At 71.2% G+C, this 13,929-nt stretch carries 16 protein-coding genes; 8 read left to right on the top strand and 8 right to left on the bottom strand.

Annotated elements, in window-relative coordinates; translation table 11 throughout:
• Window positions 1-46: 46 nt before the first annotated feature.
• On the bottom strand, window positions 47-598 hold the full coding sequence (locus MF672_RS50335; RefSeq protein WP_242377570.1) for an NPCBM/NEW2 domain-containing protein: 552 nt from the start codon (window positions 596-598) through the stop codon (window positions 47-49).
• Window positions 599-834: 236 nt separating this feature from the next.
• Window positions 835-1,830: a helix-turn-helix transcriptional regulator gene (locus MF672_RS50330; protein WP_242377572.1), complete on the bottom strand. Its 996-nt coding sequence runs from the start codon at window positions 1,828-1,830 to the stop codon at window positions 835-837.
• A 192-nt stretch (window positions 1,831-2,022) separates the two neighbouring features.
• Between MF672_RS50330 and MF672_RS50325 the strand changes: the two genes are divergently transcribed.
• Complete coding sequence (locus tag MF672_RS50325) at window positions 2,023-2,484, top strand: VOC family protein (RefSeq protein ID WP_242377574.1); 462 nt, start codon at window positions 2,023-2,025, stop codon at window positions 2,482-2,484.
• An 84-nt stretch (window positions 2,485-2,568) separates the two neighbouring features.
• Window positions 2,569-3,528, top strand: coding sequence for an aldo/keto reductase (locus tag MF672_RS50320; RefSeq protein ID WP_242377577.1), 960 nt, complete (start codon window positions 2,569-2,571; stop codon window positions 3,526-3,528).
• A 57-nt stretch (window positions 3,529-3,585) separates the two neighbouring features.
• On the opposite strand, the gene MF672_RS50315 is transcribed toward MF672_RS50320, so the two are convergent.
• The gene (locus tag MF672_RS50315) at window positions 3,586-4,488 is read right to left on the bottom strand and encodes an aldo/keto reductase (RefSeq protein ID WP_242377579.1); all 903 of its coding nucleotides are present in this window, start codon (window positions 4,486-4,488) and stop codon (window positions 3,586-3,588) included.
• Window positions 4,489-4,575: 87 nt separating this feature from the next.
• On the opposite strand from MF672_RS50315, the gene MF672_RS50310 reads away from it, so the two are divergent.
• Window positions 4,576-5,283: a TetR/AcrR family transcriptional regulator gene (locus tag MF672_RS50310; RefSeq protein ID WP_242377581.1), complete on the top strand. Its 708-nt coding sequence runs from the start codon at window positions 4,576-4,578 to the stop codon at window positions 5,281-5,283.
• 111 nt (window positions 5,284-5,394) lie between these two features.
• Here the strand turns inward: MF672_RS50310 and MF672_RS50305 are convergent, their stop codons facing one another.
• The gene (locus MF672_RS50305) at window positions 5,395-6,225 is read right to left on the bottom strand and encodes a helix-turn-helix domain-containing protein (protein ID WP_242377583.1); all 831 of its coding nucleotides are present in this window, start codon (window positions 6,223-6,225) and stop codon (window positions 5,395-5,397) included.
• Between the two features lie 463 nt (window positions 6,226-6,688).
• Between MF672_RS50305 and MF672_RS50300 the strand changes: the two genes are divergently transcribed.
• From MF672_RS50300 to MF672_RS50280, 5 genes are all read left to right on the top strand, one after another.
• On the top strand, window positions 6,689-7,561 hold the full coding sequence (locus tag MF672_RS50300) for a helix-turn-helix transcriptional regulator (protein WP_242377585.1): 873 nt from the start codon (window positions 6,689-6,691) through the stop codon (window positions 7,559-7,561).
• A 180-nt stretch (window positions 7,562-7,741) separates the two neighbouring features.
• Complete coding sequence (locus tag MF672_RS50295; RefSeq protein ID WP_242377587.1) at window positions 7,742-8,584, top strand: SDR family NAD(P)-dependent oxidoreductase; 843 nt, start codon at window positions 7,742-7,744, stop codon at window positions 8,582-8,584.
• Between the two features lie 77 nt (window positions 8,585-8,661).
• Window positions 8,662-9,444 (top strand): SDR family oxidoreductase, encoded by a 783-nt coding sequence (locus tag MF672_RS50290; RefSeq protein ID WP_242377589.1) that lies wholly within the window; start codon window positions 8,662-8,664, stop codon window positions 9,442-9,444.
• Between the two features lie 136 nt (window positions 9,445-9,580).
• Complete coding sequence (locus MF672_RS50285; RefSeq protein WP_242377591.1) at window positions 9,581-10,954, top strand: amidohydrolase family protein; 1,374 nt, start codon at window positions 9,581-9,583, stop codon at window positions 10,952-10,954.
• 92 nt (window positions 10,955-11,046) lie between these two features.
• A complete protein-coding gene (locus MF672_RS50280) occupies window positions 11,047-11,367 on the top strand; it encodes an Atu4866 domain-containing protein (protein ID WP_242377593.1) in 321 nt (106 codons plus the stop codon).
• Between the two features lie 625 nt (window positions 11,368-11,992).
• Here the strand turns inward: MF672_RS50280 and MF672_RS50275 are convergent.
• The 4 genes from MF672_RS50275 to MF672_RS50260 form a co-directional block, all read right to left on the bottom strand.
• Entirely contained in the window at window positions 11,993-12,232 is a 240-nt protein-coding gene (locus MF672_RS50275; RefSeq protein WP_242377596.1) for a hypothetical protein, read from the bottom strand.
• Window positions 12,229-13,011, bottom strand: a complete 783-nt coding sequence (locus tag MF672_RS50270) for a histidine kinase (protein ID WP_247815821.1) — start codon at window positions 13,009-13,011, stop codon at window positions 12,229-12,231. The genes MF672_RS50275 and MF672_RS50270 overlap by 4 nt, the downstream gene beginning before the upstream one ends.
• The gene (locus MF672_RS50265) at window positions 12,980-13,510 is read right to left on the bottom strand and encodes a helix-turn-helix domain-containing protein (protein WP_242377601.1); all 531 of its coding nucleotides are present in this window, start codon (window positions 13,508-13,510) and stop codon (window positions 12,980-12,982) included. Before MF672_RS50265 ends, MF672_RS50270 begins: the two co-directional genes overlap by 32 nt.
• Window positions 13,511-13,620: 110 nt before the next feature.
• A complete protein-coding gene (locus tag MF672_RS50260; protein ID WP_242377603.1) occupies window positions 13,621-13,824 on the bottom strand; it encodes a hypothetical protein in 204 nt (67 codons plus the stop codon).
• Between the last annotated feature and the right edge of the window lie 105 nt (window positions 13,825-13,929).

The raw sequence follows: 13,929 nt of genomic DNA, 5'->3' as shown, positions 1-13,929 counted from the left end.
GGGGGACTCCAGGGGGCCGGGAGAAGCGCCCGTCGAGCCGCGGCGCTTATCTCGACAGGGTCGGCTCCATCCAGGCGGCCTGAGCGTCCTGATCGCACGCGAATATCGAGAGAGTAAGTGTGCGCGCATTCTCGACCGGGAATTCTATGTGCTTCGGCCGGCCGAATACGACTTCCACTGTCTCGGCTGATCCCGCCCGCCCGTTGACAGCAACCGTGAAACTGGCCGAGGTGTCGGCGCTCGCCCCGTCCGGAATGGCGGCGTCCGCGGTGAACCTTTTGTATCGGCCCCCGCCGAGGCGGTACGAGGACGATGCCGCGCAACTTCCGCTCTGCTGAATCACCAGGGCGTGATCCGTGCTGCGGCCGTCAACAGTGGCGGTGCCGGGTCTGAGCGGTACTGCGCCGGCTTCTGCCATCGGATCCAGGTCGATCAGAGACACACCCGGCTCCGCCTGGGCTGTTGCGGGCGTGGCTGTCGGTACGGGCCTCCGCTCGGGCGTTGCCACTGCCGTCGTGGTGGCTGAGTCGGAAGACGCTCTGTCCAGCAGCCACTCGGTCACGGCAGGGCCGATCACGCCGATGATCGCCAGAGACACCGTCACGATGATCCAAGTTGGGGTGCTCATTTTGGGTTCTGGCGCCGTCATATGACCCCCCATTCTTCAGCCGACATCTGTACAAGCATGAAAGCCGGCCATGAATGGACCCAGGGCATTTGGGCAGTGCCCGAGAAGGACGAAAGCCCTGGAGTGGCGGCGGCCGAGCCTGGCGCTCATCGGTGCGCACGAGATGCATGAACGGCGGCCGTCGGTGACCATCTCGTCCAGACGACTCACGATGTCGGTGATGCGATGCCGTGGCCGGTTGCGGTTCTGGTGAACCGGCGGGCGAGGTGTTCGAAGGCGTCGGTGAGTTCGTCGGGGCCGACGACTTCGATGTCGGCGTCGTAGCGGGCGATGGCGGCGGCGAGGCTCGGCCAGGACCAGGATCCGAGGGTGAGCCGGCAGCGGCAGGGGCTGATCTCCTCGACGAGTCCCTCGCGGGTGTAGCGAGCCACGGTGGCGGCGGGCAGGTCGAGGATCACCGTGCCTTGGCAGGGCCAGTTGCCCGAGGCGTCGCCAGAGCCGCGGAACGTGCTGGTGACGAAGGCGGCGACGTCTCCTCCGGGCAGTGCGCGTGGAGTGAACCGGGGGCCGTTGGGGCTGCGCGGGGTGATCCGGTCGGCGCGGAAGGTGCGCCAGTCGTCGCGGTCGAGGTCCCAGGCGATGAGGTACCAGCGTCCGTCCCAGGTGATGACGTGGTGGGGTTCGACGCGGCGCGGGGGTTCGTCCGTGACCTCGGCGCCGTAGTCGAAGCGCAGGACCTCGCGGGCGTGGACGGCGGCGCTGATGGTCAGGAGCACGTCGCCGTCGACCGGGGTGGCCGGCCGGGTGACAGGTCGTTCGACGGCGGTGACGCGCAGCGCGTCGATGCGGTGCCGGAGCCGGGAGGGCATGATCTGCCGGATGGTGTTCAGTGCCCGTTCGGCGGGTTCGGCGAGGCCGCTGCCGGGGTTGGTGGCGACGATCTGCAAGGCGATGGTGAGGGCGACGGCCTGTTCGTCGTCGAACAGCAGCGGGGGCAGTTCGCTGCCGGCGCTGAGCCGGTAGCCGCCGTCAGGGCCTTTGACGGCGGCGATGGGGTAGCCGAGTTCGCGGAGCCGGTCGACATCGCGGCGCACGGTGCGCAGGCTGATGTCCAGGCGGTCGGCCAGCACCGTGCCGGGCCAGTCCCGGCGGGTCTGCAGCAGCGACAGCAGAGCCAGCAGCCGGGCAGAGGTTTTCTGCATGAACCTCATCCTGCCCGAAGTAGGTGCCACATCCTGTCACCTACCCCTGCGACTCTTCATGTCGGGCCGGTCAGCCACGCGATCCGGACGGCCCCTCCAGCAGCACTGCGGGGACTCGCCGATTCGGCCGTCCGACACCCATATCCCACACCGGGCGCACCGCGCCCGGAAGATCAATAAGGAGCCACCAGCATGGCCATCTCCACCACCACCCACCTGAACTTCCGCGGCGACGCCCGCGCGGCGCTGGAGTTCTACCAGAGCGTGTTCGGCGGCCACCTCACCACCATCGCGTACGGCGACTTCGGCATGCCGAAGGACCTGCCGGACGCCGACAAGATCGTTTTCGGCCAGGTCACGGCCGACAACGGCTTCACCATCATGGCTTACGACGTGCCCAGCCAGGCGCCGGCCGCCGCCGCGCCCGCCGCCACCACTCGCGAGCACGGCATGACGCTGACCGGCGAGCGGTTCTTCGTGTCCGTCCGCGGCGAGACCGCCGAGGAAGTCGGCGCGCTGTGGGACAAGCTCACCGACGGCGCCCACATCATCGACAAGTACGGCCCGTCGCAGTGGGCCCCGGGCTTCGGGATGCTGACCGACCGCTTCGGCGTCACCTGGATCCTCGACGTCGCCGCCCCGTACGCCGGCTGACCACCAACGCACTCATCCGGTCCGAGGCGGCCTTCCCTGGCCGCCTCGGACCACCCGGCTCTCCGCCTTCCGAAGGAACAGATCATGCGCACCCGCCCCCTGGGCCGTACCGGCATCAAGGTCAGCCCCTACTGCCTCGGCACCATGATGTTCGGCCCGTTCGGCAACCCCGACCCCGACGCCTGCGTCGCCATCGTCCACCGGGCCCTCGACGCCGGCATCAACTTCATCGACACCGCCGACGTCTACGGCGGTGACGGCGAAACCGAACGGATCGTGGGCAAGGCGCTGCGCGGCCGGCGCGACGACGTGGTGCTCGCCACCAAGTTCAACGGCCCCATGGGCGCCGACCCCAACCAGCGCGGCAGCTCCCGCCGCTGGATCGTCACCGCGGCCGAGAACTCGCTGCGGCGTCTCGGCGTCGACCACCTCGACCTCTACCAGGTCCACCACCCCGAGCCCGGCACCGACATCGAGGAAACCCTCGCCGCCCTGACCGACCTGATGCAGGCGGGCAAGGTACGCGCGATCGGCCACTCCAGCCTGCCGGCCGCGGAGATCGTCGAGGCCCAATGGGCTTCCGAACGGCGCGGGCTGGCCCGCTTCCGCACCGAACAGCCGCCGTACTCGATCCTGAACCGCATGCTCACCGGCCGCTACCGCAAGGGCGGCAACGAACAAGTCTCCGACGCCCGCATGCGCTGGGTGCCCAGGCACATGACCGACAAGCGCAACCACGATGCCGTCGAAGAACTCGTCCCGATCGCCGAGCAGGCCGGTCTGTCGCTCACCCATCTGGCCCTGGCCTTCGTCATCAGCCATCCCGCGGTCTCCTCGGCGATCATCGGCCCCCGCACCATGGCGCAGCTCGAAGACCTGCTCGCCGGCGCCGGCACCACCCTCGACGACGACACCCTCGACCGGATCGACCAGGTGGTCCCGCCCGGGGTGAACCCGGGCACGCTCGACATCGCCTACGTACCGCCCGCGCTCGAGCGAGCCGACCTGCGCCGCCGCCGCACCGGCGACCGCGCCGCCGCCTGACGTACGTGCCGCGCGGGTTGCCGGATCTGCCCTGCTCGTCGCTCGTCGAGTGGTCGCTCAGCGGCGGCCTTCCGCCACGGACCTGAGCGCGTCGAACGTGGACTGGTCCGGCCGGCCGAGGACGGCCTTCGACTCGTCGACAAGACCGGTCAGGCGAGCCACCTCGGCTTCGGTCAAGTGCTCGGCGACCTCTGCCGCGGCGATGTTGGCGCGCAGGTGAGCGGGGTTCGTCGTGCCGGGGATGACGACGATGGCGGGAGAGCGGCGCAGCAGCCAGGCCAGCGCGACCTGGCTCGGCGTCACGCCGAGGCGTTCCGCGGGACCTGTCAGCTCGCGATGGCCGGCGAGCTGCCCGGAGGCCAGCGGGAAGTAGGGGACGAACATGACGCCCTGCGCCTCACAGTCGGCGAGGATCTGCACACCGCTGCGGTCGAGCAGGTTGAAGCGGTTCTGCACGGCCGCGATCGGCGTCATCTTCTGCGCGCGGGCCAGCATCTCCGGCGTCGCGCCGGACAGGCCGATGCGGCGGATGAGCCCCTGGTCGCGCAGTTCGACGAGCACCCCGAGCGAATCCTCGAGCGGCACGTCGCTGTGCGTTCCCGGAGTGTCGCCGGCGAGCCGCAGGTACGTCAGCTCGCTCGCCTCCGCACCCAGGTCCGCCAGCGCCTCGTGGACCTGCCGGCGTACCGTGTCGGGGTGGTCGGTGATGATCCACGACCCGTCCGGGCCCCGCCCGGCGCCGACCTTGTTGCCGACGATCACTCCTTCCGGGAACGGCTGCAGCGCCTCCCCGATCAGCTGGTTCACCGTACGCGGCCCGTAGGCGTTCGCGGTGTCGAAGAACGTGACCCCCAGCTCGACCGCCAGGCGCAGCACCCGCCGCGCCGCCTCGGGGTCGTCCGGCAGCCCCAACACGTTCGGCCCAGCCAGTTGCATGGCGCCGTATCCGACACGGTTCATTGGCTTCTCCCTCTATGTATCACTGCCACGCCTATTTGCGTATCACTGTACGTTCCAGTGATACGCCAAATGCCGTAGCATTGCAACGTGGATGACGCGAAGGCCTGTACCCGGCGGCAGATCCTCGAGGCGGCGGCCGGCATCCTGGAACGGGAGGGCGCCCAGGCGGTCTCCACCCGCTCCGTCGCCGCCGCGGCCGGCATCCGGGCCGCCTCCCTCTACCAGCTCTTCGGCGACAAGGACGCCCTCCTCGCGGCGCTGGCCATCCACGGCTTCGACCTCTACCTGGCCGAGAAGCACCAGCTACAGCACACCGACGACCCGGTCGACGACCTGCGCCGCGGCTGGGACGCGCACGTCGACTACGGCCTGCGCCACCCCGCCTTCTACGTGCTGATGTTCGGGACCGACCGCCCCGGTCGCCGCCCGCCCGCGGCCCAGGAGGCCCACAGTCTCCTGCTGAGGTTCCTCGACCGCGTCGCCGCCGCCGGCCGCCTCCGGGTCCCGGCGCTCATCGCCGCCCACCTCCTGCACGCCGGCGTCACCGGCGTCACCCTGTCGCTCATCGGCGCCCCCGCGGAGGACCGCGAGCCGGAGGTCTCCACGAGAATGCGCGACGCCCTCATCGGCTCCCTCACCACCGACCCGCCCCCCGCCGCGGACACCGGCCTCGCTTCCCGGGCCCTCGCCCTTGATGCCGCCCTCACCACCGCCGCCGTGGAGGGGGCGCCTCTCCCGCTTCGCCCGACCGAGACCGCGCTCCTCCGCGACTGGCTCCACCAACTCGCCCGATGACGGCCCGCCCGTGGGCGAACAGAACCGCGGCCGGTGAAGGCGACTGTCCGGGCCGCGTACAGGCGATCGGCGAGCCGGGTCATCGGCGGGAACGCATCTGGCGTGACAGGACTACTCCGCAGGCCGGATGGCCAGCGTGCCCAGCAGGGCCAGGGCCTGGGCGGAGGGCGAGTCCGGCTCGGCCGGGTGGGCGACGAGCCGCAGGCCGGGCCCGCTGGCGATCGGGAAGATCTCGGTGCGCAGACGCAGGTCGCCCACGTCGGGGTGGTGAAAGTGGCTGCCGGGCGTGAGCGCGCCGCGCGGCTCGGGGGCGGCCCACAACTGGCGGAAGTCGTGGCTGGCGATCGCCAGCTCACCGACGAGTTCACGCAGGCGGTGCTCGTCCGGGCTCTGACGGGCCGCATGACGAAGGTCGTGGACGGCGGCCCGGGCGGTGCCGGTCCAGTCGCGGAAGAACTGCCGTCCCGCCGGGTCGAGGAAGATCATGCGCAGCAGGTTGTCGCCGAGGACGAAACGGTTGTGCAGCACGGCCGCCAGCGGGTTGCGGGCCAGCACGTCGAAGGACCAGCCCAGGACGTACGCCGGGGCCGCCGTCCAGTCGTGCAGCAGGGCCAGCACCTCGGGCGCGACGCGCTCGACGCGGCCGGGACGGCGGCGGGCGACGGTGGGCCGGGCCAGCCGGTACAGCTCTGCCCGGGCGTGCTCGTCCAGGCGCAGCGCCCGAGCCAGGCTCTCCACCGTCTGCCGGGTGGGACGCTCGCGGCCCTGCTCGAGCCGGGCATAGTAGCCGGGGCTGAGACCGGCCAGGTGGGCGACCTCGTCGCGGCGCAGGCCCTTCACCTGACGGCGGCCGTCCGGGGACAGCCCGGCCTGCTCGGGCCGCACGAGCGCGCGGCGCTCTGTCAGGAACCTCCCCAACGGGTCGTTGCGCTCACTGTCCATGACATCCGAGGTTAGGCAGACGCGGGTGACGCTGCCTGGGTGTGTCACTCCCAGGCTGGCCGGGGCACCTGGACGATCTCCAGCACCTCCGGGCCGGCATCAGATGAGGACGGCAGGGCCCGCCCGCAGCCCGCCACGGCGGAAGTTACTCAACGAATGCGGTGTTCATGAGGCTGTAGCGGTGACGGCTGGAGGGGGAGAAGCGGGTGAGGGCGCTGGCGACGGCGGGCTACACCGGCACCGTCCCCGTACCGGGGTGTCTGGACGCGCTCGCCAAGCAGGCGGCACCCCCTACACCTTCGCCGACGCCCGCCAGGCGCTCATCGACCTCGCCACGCGGCACAGCCAAGCAAAAGGCGACCATCACCTTCTGAACGGTCCCGCACAGGGAAAGGACGGACATGACAGCCCTCACGAGCCCGCTCGGCGCCCTCCCGCAGCCTTGCCCGGCGAAGGACGTGGCATGACCGGCACTCCGCTGGGCGACTTCCTGCGCGCCCGCCGCGAAGCGCTCAAGCCACAGGACGTCGGCCTGCCCGAGTACGGCCGCCGCCGGGTCAAGGGCCTGCGCCGCGAGGAGGTGGCGATGCTGGCCGGCATGAGCAGCGACTACTACGTACGGCTGGAACAGGGCCGCGAGTCCAGCCCCTCCCCGCAGGTGGTCGACGCGGTCGCGCGGGCGCTGCGCCTGGACGCGCCCGCCACCGAGCACCTGTGGCGGCTGGTCCGGCCGCCGGAGGCGCGGACCTGGCGGGGCGCGCAGGACACCCCCGTCAGCCCGCAACTGCTGCAGCTGATGGACGGCTGGTCCGCCTCGCCCGCCTTCGCGCTCGGCCCCGCGCTGGACATCCTGGCCCGCAACCCCATGGCCGCCGCGCTGCACGAGGGCTTCGACCCGCCCGACAACCTGGCCCGCATGGTGTTCGCCGACCCGGCCGGACGGGAGTTCTACCAGGAGTGGGAGCGGGTGGCGCATTCGTGCGTGGCGGAGCTCCGCGCCGCCTACGGCCATGACCCCGGCAATCCGCGTATCGCCGAGGTGGTGGCGGACCTGTCGGAGGCCAGTGCCGAGTTCGCCGAGCTGTGGGGCCGGCACGACGTCAAGCCCAAGACGCAGGAGGGCAAGCACCTGCGCCATCCGGTCGTGGGCGATCTGCACATCCTGTTCTCGGCGTTCACCGTCAACGGGGCGCCGCACCAGCAGCTCGTCGTCTACCAGGCCGAGCCGGCCTCACCCACCGCGCAGGCGTTCGAACGGCTGCGCGCCCGCGCCCACGACGCGCTGTCCAAGGCGCTGCGGGACGCCGACGAGGCGCTCACCGCGCGAGCCGACTGACGACCCAGCACCATCACGCATACGACACCAGAGGCCGGGGCCATGCCCCGGCCTCTTTCGCTGCGCGGCCCGGTTCCTAGGTACATCACTCCCAGGAAACTCGCGGCCTTCTTCCACCTCGCTGACCTGGGCAAACTCCTAGAAGTCAGCCAAACGGAACGGAAAACGAAGGACACCGTCATGGCCACCTGGTTCATCACCGGAGCATCCCGCGGGCTCGGCGCCGAGATCGCCCGCACCGCCCTCGCGCAGGGCGACGACGTCGTCATCGCGGTCCGCGACCCGGACCGCGTCCCGGACGACCTCGCCAAGGCCGGCAACGTGCTCACTGTCGCCCTCGACGTCACCGACAGCGCCGCCATCCCGGCCGCCGTGCAGGCCGCCGTGGACCGGTTCGGCCGGATCGACGTCCTGGTCAACAACGCCGGCCGCGGCCTGCTCGGCGCGCTGGAGGAGATCAGCGACGCCGAAGCCCGCTCCCTGTTCGATCTCAACGTCTTCGCCCTCATCGACATGACCCGGGCCGTGCTGCCCGTCATGCGCCGCCAGGGCTCCGGCAAGCTGGTGCACATCGGCTCGCGGTCCGGCTTCGAGGGCGAGCCCGGCGTCAGCCTGTACAGCGCTTCGAAGTTCGCGGTGGCGGGCATCAGCGAGGCGCTGTCGAAGGAGCTGGAGCCGTTCGGCATCCAGTCGATGGTGGTCGAGCCGGGCGTGCTGCGCACCGACTTCCTGGACGCCAGCTCCCTGTCGGTCGCCGCCTCCCGCATCGACGCCTACGACGGCACCCCGGCCCACGTCACCCTCGACTGGGCCGGCACCGCCAACCACACCCAGCTCGGCGACCCGGTCAAGGGCGCGGCCCTGATCTACGAGGTCACCCGCCAGGACACCCTGCCCACGCACCTGTATCTGGGCCCGGACACCCTGGAGCGGCTGCAGGTCAAGCTCGACCAGATCGAGCAGGACGTGGCCCCCTGGCGCGACAAGTCCGCCGCAACCGCCCACGACGACGCCACAGCCTGACCGGCAGCCCGCCGCACGTCACCTGGCCTGCCCTGACCGCGGGCACCCCGCACACTCACCCGAAAGAGGCCTTTGCCATGTCTCCTGCTGCTCTGCTCACCGGAACCCCGCTGGCCGGCCGCGTGGCCGTCGTCTCGGGCGCCTCCAGCGGCATCGGCGCCGCCACCGCCCTCCGCCTGGCCGAACTCGGCGCGAGCGTGGCCGCGCTGGCCCGGCGCAAGGACAAGCTGGAGGAGCTGACCGCGTCCATCAGCGCCGCCGGCGGCACCGCGGTCGCCATCGCCGTCGACGTCACCGGCCGGGAAGCCGTCGCGACCGCCGCCGCGCAGGTCGCCGACCGGCTCGGCACCGCCGACCTGGTGGTCAACAACGCCGGCGTCCAGCTCATCTCGCCGATCACCGACCTTCGCCAGGACGACTGGCAACGCCAGATCGACCTGAACATCACCGGTGTCATGAACGTGCTCGGCGCCTTCCTGCCGCACCTGACCGCCGCCGCCGAGGCCGGCCGCCCCGCGGACCTGATCACCACCTCCTCGATCGCGGCCACCCGGATCCTGGAGAAGTTCTCCGTCTACTCCGGCACCAAGGCCTACATCAGCCACCTCACCCGGCTGCTGCGCGTCGAACTCGGCCCCCGAAACATCCGGGTGGCCACCATCGAGCCCGGCATGGTCGACACCGAGCTGCCCAGCCACGTCACCGACCCCGACGCCAGCGCCCTCATGGAAGGGCTGCTCACCGAGATCGACCCGCTGCGATCGGCGGACGTGGCCGAGACGGTGGCGTTCATCGCCGCCTCGCCCCGCCACGTGAACCTCACCGAGATCACCATCCTGCCCACCGCGCAGGCCGTCTGACCCCGCCTCCCGCCCGGCGCGGGCGAGTACCACCACCGCGGCGACGGCACCTTCTCCGCCAACGCCGCCACCGTCGACCCGCGCCACCGCATGACCAAGTGGCAGTACCTCACCCAGCCCTGAAGGAGACCACGCCATGACCCCCACCCTGGACGAGCTGCGCCGCCCCGGCCGCCGCATCCTGCTCACCGGCGCCACCATCGTCACCATGGACCCGGAGCTGGGCGTCCTGCCCCGCGCCGACCTGCTCATCGACGGCGACCGGATCGCCGCCGTCGGCGCGGACCTGCCGGCCGGCGACGCGCTCACCGTCGACCTCACCGGCGCCATCCTGGCCCCCGGCTTCGTCGACACCCACCGCCACGCCTGGGAGGCGCAACTGCGCCGCATCATGCCGGACGTCAACGACCTCGGCGAGTACGTCACCTCCACCCTGGCCGGCATCGCCCCCGCCTACCAGCCGCAGGACATGTACATCGGCACCCGCCTGGCCGCGCTGACCGCCATCGACAGCGGCATCACCACCCTGCTCGACTTCTCCCACAACTCCCGCACCGCCGCCCACTCCGACGCCGCCGTCCGCGCGCTGGCCGACACCGGCATCCGCGGCGTACACGCCTCCATGCGCCCCCACTTCGGCCACTGGGACGGCCAGTGGCCCGCCGACCTGACCCGCCTGCACGACACCCACATCGCCGGCAACCCCCTGCTCACCCTGCGCCTGGCCGCCCTGGCCACCGACGAGGTCGCCGGCCCCGACCTCGCCTACGGCGACCACCTCGCCCGCACCGCCCGCGACCTCGGCATCGGCATCAGCATCGACGCCGTCTTCGGCCCGACCTCCTCCCAGGCCATCCTCGACTGGGCCAAGCAGGGCCTGCTCGGCCCGCACGTCTGCCTCATCCACTGCACCGGCCTGACCCCGCACGCCTGGCAGGCGATGGCCGACACCGGCACAGGCGTCGCCCTCGCCCCCACCTCCGACGCCCAGATCGGCCTGGAAAGCGCCATCCCCGCCATCGACGAGGCCCTCGCCGCCGGCATCCGCCCCGGCCTCAGCATCGACGTCGAAGTCGCCCTGGCCAGCGACATGTTCACCCAGATGCGCGCCCTGCACGCCATCCAACGCATGCGCGCCGCCCACGCCGCCTACGGCACCAGCCACCAGCCCACCCGCATCGGCGTGCACGACGTCCTCGACCTCGCCACCCTGCAAGGCGCCAGAAGCATCGGCCTGGGCGACGTCACCGGCTCCCTCACCCCCGGCAAACAAGCCGACGTGCTCGTCGTACGCGCCGACGACCTCAACAACATGCCGCTCAACGACCCCATCGGCACCCTCGTCCTCGGCTCCGATCCGCGCAACATCGACGCCGTTTTCATCGCCGGACAAGTCCGCAAATGGGCCGGCACCGTCCTGGACGTCGACCTGGCCGCGCTGCGCGAAGACGTGCGCGCCTCCCGCGACCGCGTCCTGACCGCCGCCGGACACGCCGACCGCCGCGTCTGACCGGCCGCACCATCGCCGGCGCAACCGCCACACCTCCTCACCAGCCACGCCGGCCCGTCACCCGTCACCCATCACTGACAAGGAGCCCGCCGATGTTCAGAAACACCCTGCACCTGTTCGGACTGTTCACCACACTGCTCGCCTGCGCCGCTCCGGCCGCCGGCCGCCCGGAGCCCGCCCCTCACCCGTACGTCGGCATGTGGGTCACCGCCGACGGGCGCATCCGCCAGGAACTCCTCCCCAACGGCCGCTACGAAGAGGAACGCGACGGCCGCAAACGCGCCTACACCGGCTGCTACACCGTCACCGGCACCCACCTCGACTACCACGACGACCTGGGCTTCACCGCCACCGGCGACGTGCGGGACGGCGTGCTCTACCACGAGCACCTGGTGCTCTACCGCGAAACCTGACCGCGCCCGGCCCTGGCCGCCCTCCCGGAGCAGGCCGCCCGCCTCGGCACCCCCGCGCCCGTCGCCGACGCGCTCGCCCGCGAACTCGCGGATCCCGAGGACCAGCAGCGTGGAGGTGCTCATGGTGGTGACGGATACGGCCTGTCCGGCAAGCCAGTTGTCCAGGCCGTCGTCGACGGCGCCTGTGCGAGCTGCGCGGTCGGCAGGACATCCAAGGGCAACAACAGGCTCAGGCCGCCGCACATGCGTCCCGGGACCGCCCTCACGACCGGCAGCCGGCCCAGCGCCACATCGCCGATCCGGGCGGTGACGCTGCCTCCGGGTGAAATGCCGAGCGCCCCGAAACCGCCAGCGCGGCACGGCCGCGTAGCACCGGCACGTCACCACTGCCGGGATGGGCCCGCTCGTAGGCCCGGCCAGGCCGAGGTGCTCGCGCACCAGCAGCGGCACCCGGATGCGGCCGGGGCATCCAGCAGCGCGACGAGCCGGTCGGGGGTGAGCTCGGCCAGCCACTGCGCGAGGTCACGGGCGGCGCTTCCCGCGAGCGCACCCTCCGCCTGGTGGTGCCCGCCTCGTCGCGTTTCGTCACCTCCGCAGACACGTCTCACTGGGGGCGTCCCGCCGGTCAGGCACGTAGGGGGCCGGTCACGTCCCACTCCACGACCAAGATGCCCGTCTGCTGGTAGTGCGCCTGCTTTGTGCGTTTGCGTAGCCCATACGTCTCGCGTCCGGGCATGCCGTACGCCTCGACGTAGACGGCCGGGCCCCCGCGCTCGGTGAGCAGGGTGGCGGCCAGGTCGGTCAGCAGCAGATTGCCGGAGCTGCGAACCGTGCCACGCCGTACGGGCTTGCCTCTGCCTCTCAACGGGGGTCGTGCAGTACGTGCTGGGTGGCGCCCAGTTCGCGCATGGCGTCACCGCTGGCCTCCTGAATGGCCAGGAGGGCCGCCGGGACCTCTTCGCCACGCTTGCGGGCCAGATGGACCGCCACCCCGGCCTGGACCTTGATGACCGAAATGTTCTGGGTGAGAGAGTGGTGCAGTTCCCGGGCGATACGCAGCCGCTCGTGATCCGCCCGCCACCTGGCGTCCTCCTCGCGTACGCGCTCGGCGTCGACCGAGTCTTGTTCCGCCTTCCGCAGGCACGGTTGCCGGAGCCGAATCACCACGCCGACCAGCCCGGAGGCGATGAACCAGCCGAGCAGCAGGCCCGTGCTTCCGGCGAACCCGTGGCCGGGGTGGCTGGAGTCGGCGGCCGGGCTCATCGCCGGACCGGCGCCGAGGAAGACCACGCCGGCCAGCGCGGCGAGCAGCTGATGTCCGGCCCGTGCCGCGGCGAACACTGACACTAGAACCGGGAGAGCGGCCGACAGGCCGGCTGGGGCATGGAGCACGTGCACCAGCATGCAGGCGGTGGTGACGAGTAGCGGCACCAGGGGAGCCCGGCGCCAGGCCACGAGCGCGAGCGAACCGACCATGACGGCGGCGAGGTCGAGAGCGTCCCGACCGGGCGCACAGAACAGGTCGGCCACCAGCGGAACGGCCACCGCAACGGGAAGCAGGCACTCCCCGGCGAACCGCCACCCCCGCCTCAGATGGGTCAGGTTCACGGGTTCACGCGCCTTCCCGCCGATCGTCCCGGCCACGGGCGTCGTCGGTTCCCTCGATCGCGGTCAGGAAGCGTTCGATGGCGGCCCGCCGGTACTCCTGGGCTGTATGACCGAACTTAGCCCGATATGCGAGAGCGAATTGTGCTGCATCCTCGATGCCCCAGCCGGCGGCTGTGGCGTGGATCGGCCAGTGCCGCAGCGTCGAACCATCGAGGTCCCAATGACAACGCGTGGACATGTGATGAGCGGCCGCGATCGTCGCGGGCGTCAGCCCCGGGTTCCCGAGGTTCTCCGCGATGGGGCGATAGATGGACGCCAAGCGCATCCTGGGGCGCTCCTGTCCACCCCGTGACGCGTCTGCCTGTGGCGCGAGGCTGAGACGTGCCGCCTTGGGTCGTCGGAGCACGCCGATCTCGCCCAGCGCGCCCGCCTCATTAGCGTACGCCTTCAACGTGAGCTTGTCCGTTCTTCGCGTGTGGACGGATGAAAAAGTCACGCGGCTGATCTGCGCAGGACCGAGGTCGAGCAGATGCATGGAGCCCTCACCGGCACGAGAATCCGGGAGACCGATTCGGTCCAGTACTCGAATCGGTCCGCGTCTAGAAGGTGACTGGTACGGATGACGGTATGCACGGGACCTACATCTCAAATCTCTGGATGGACGCGGGAGCACTTGACGTCGTCATGCGGACCGGTTCGCCCGGGCACGAGCGCGGCCGGCATGGAGACCACCGCCGCGGTGAGGAACGCGAGGCTTCCGTTGCCGTCGGGGCCGGTCAAGTGGCCGGCGACGGCGGTGCCCAGGCCGCCGAAGGAGAAGGTGCCGAGAGCGGCCAGGACCAGCAGCACCAGAGTTGAGCGGTGGGTGAGCGGTCCGGCCAGCCGACTCAGCCGGCGTCCGGGGCTCCGGGGCGACGACCATCGCGGCGGACCTGGCTTGGTGGGCCATCAGCA

The organism is Actinomadura luzonensis, assembly GCF_022664455.2.
Classification (GTDB): domain Bacteria; phylum Actinomycetota; class Actinomycetes; order Streptosporangiales; family Streptosporangiaceae; genus Nonomuraea; species Nonomuraea luzonensis.
Note: the sequence above shows the minus strand (reverse complement) of the source record. Positions and strands in the feature narration are given on the sequence as shown.

Excerpts from the sequence above, each read along its gene's own strand:
- MF672_RS50295 (WP_242377587.1), top strand. The coding sequence starts at position 7,742 with ATGGCCACCTGGTTCATCACCGGAGCATCCCGCGGGCTCGGCGCCGAG.
- MF672_RS50325 (WP_242377574.1), top strand. The coding sequence starts at position 2,023 with ATGGCCATCTCCACCACCACCCACCTGAACTTCCGCGGCGACGCCCGC.
- MF672_RS50320 (WP_242377577.1), top strand. The coding sequence starts at position 2,569 with ATGCGCACCCGCCCCCTGGGCCGTACCGGCATCAAGGTCAGCCCCTAC.
- MF672_RS50265 (WP_242377601.1), bottom strand. The coding sequence starts at position 13,510 with ATGCATCTGCTCGACCTCGGTCCTGCGCAGATCAGCCGCGTGACTTTT.
- MF672_RS50300 (WP_242377585.1), top strand. The coding sequence starts at position 6,689 with ATGACCGGCACTCCGCTGGGCGACTTCCTGCGCGCCCGCCGCGAAGCG.
- MF672_RS50290 (WP_242377589.1), top strand. The coding sequence starts at position 8,662 with ATGTCTCCTGCTGCTCTGCTCACCGGAACCCCGCTGGCCGGCCGCGTG.
- MF672_RS50305 (WP_242377583.1), bottom strand. The coding sequence starts at position 6,225 with ATGGACAGTGAGCGCAACGACCCGTTGGGGAGGTTCCTGACAGAGCGC.
- MF672_RS50315 (WP_242377579.1), bottom strand. The coding sequence starts at position 4,488 with ATGAACCGTGTCGGATACGGCGCCATGCAACTGGCTGGGCCGAACGTG.
- MF672_RS50280 (WP_242377593.1), top strand. The coding sequence starts at position 11,047 with ATGTTCAGAAACACCCTGCACCTGTTCGGACTGTTCACCACACTGCTC.
- MF672_RS50330 (WP_242377572.1), bottom strand. The coding sequence starts at position 1,830 with ATGCAGAAAACCTCTGCCCGGCTGCTGGCTCTGCTGTCGCTGCTGCAG.
- MF672_RS50285 (WP_242377591.1), top strand. The coding sequence starts at position 9,581 with ATGACCCCCACCCTGGACGAGCTGCGCCGCCCCGGCCGCCGCATCCTG.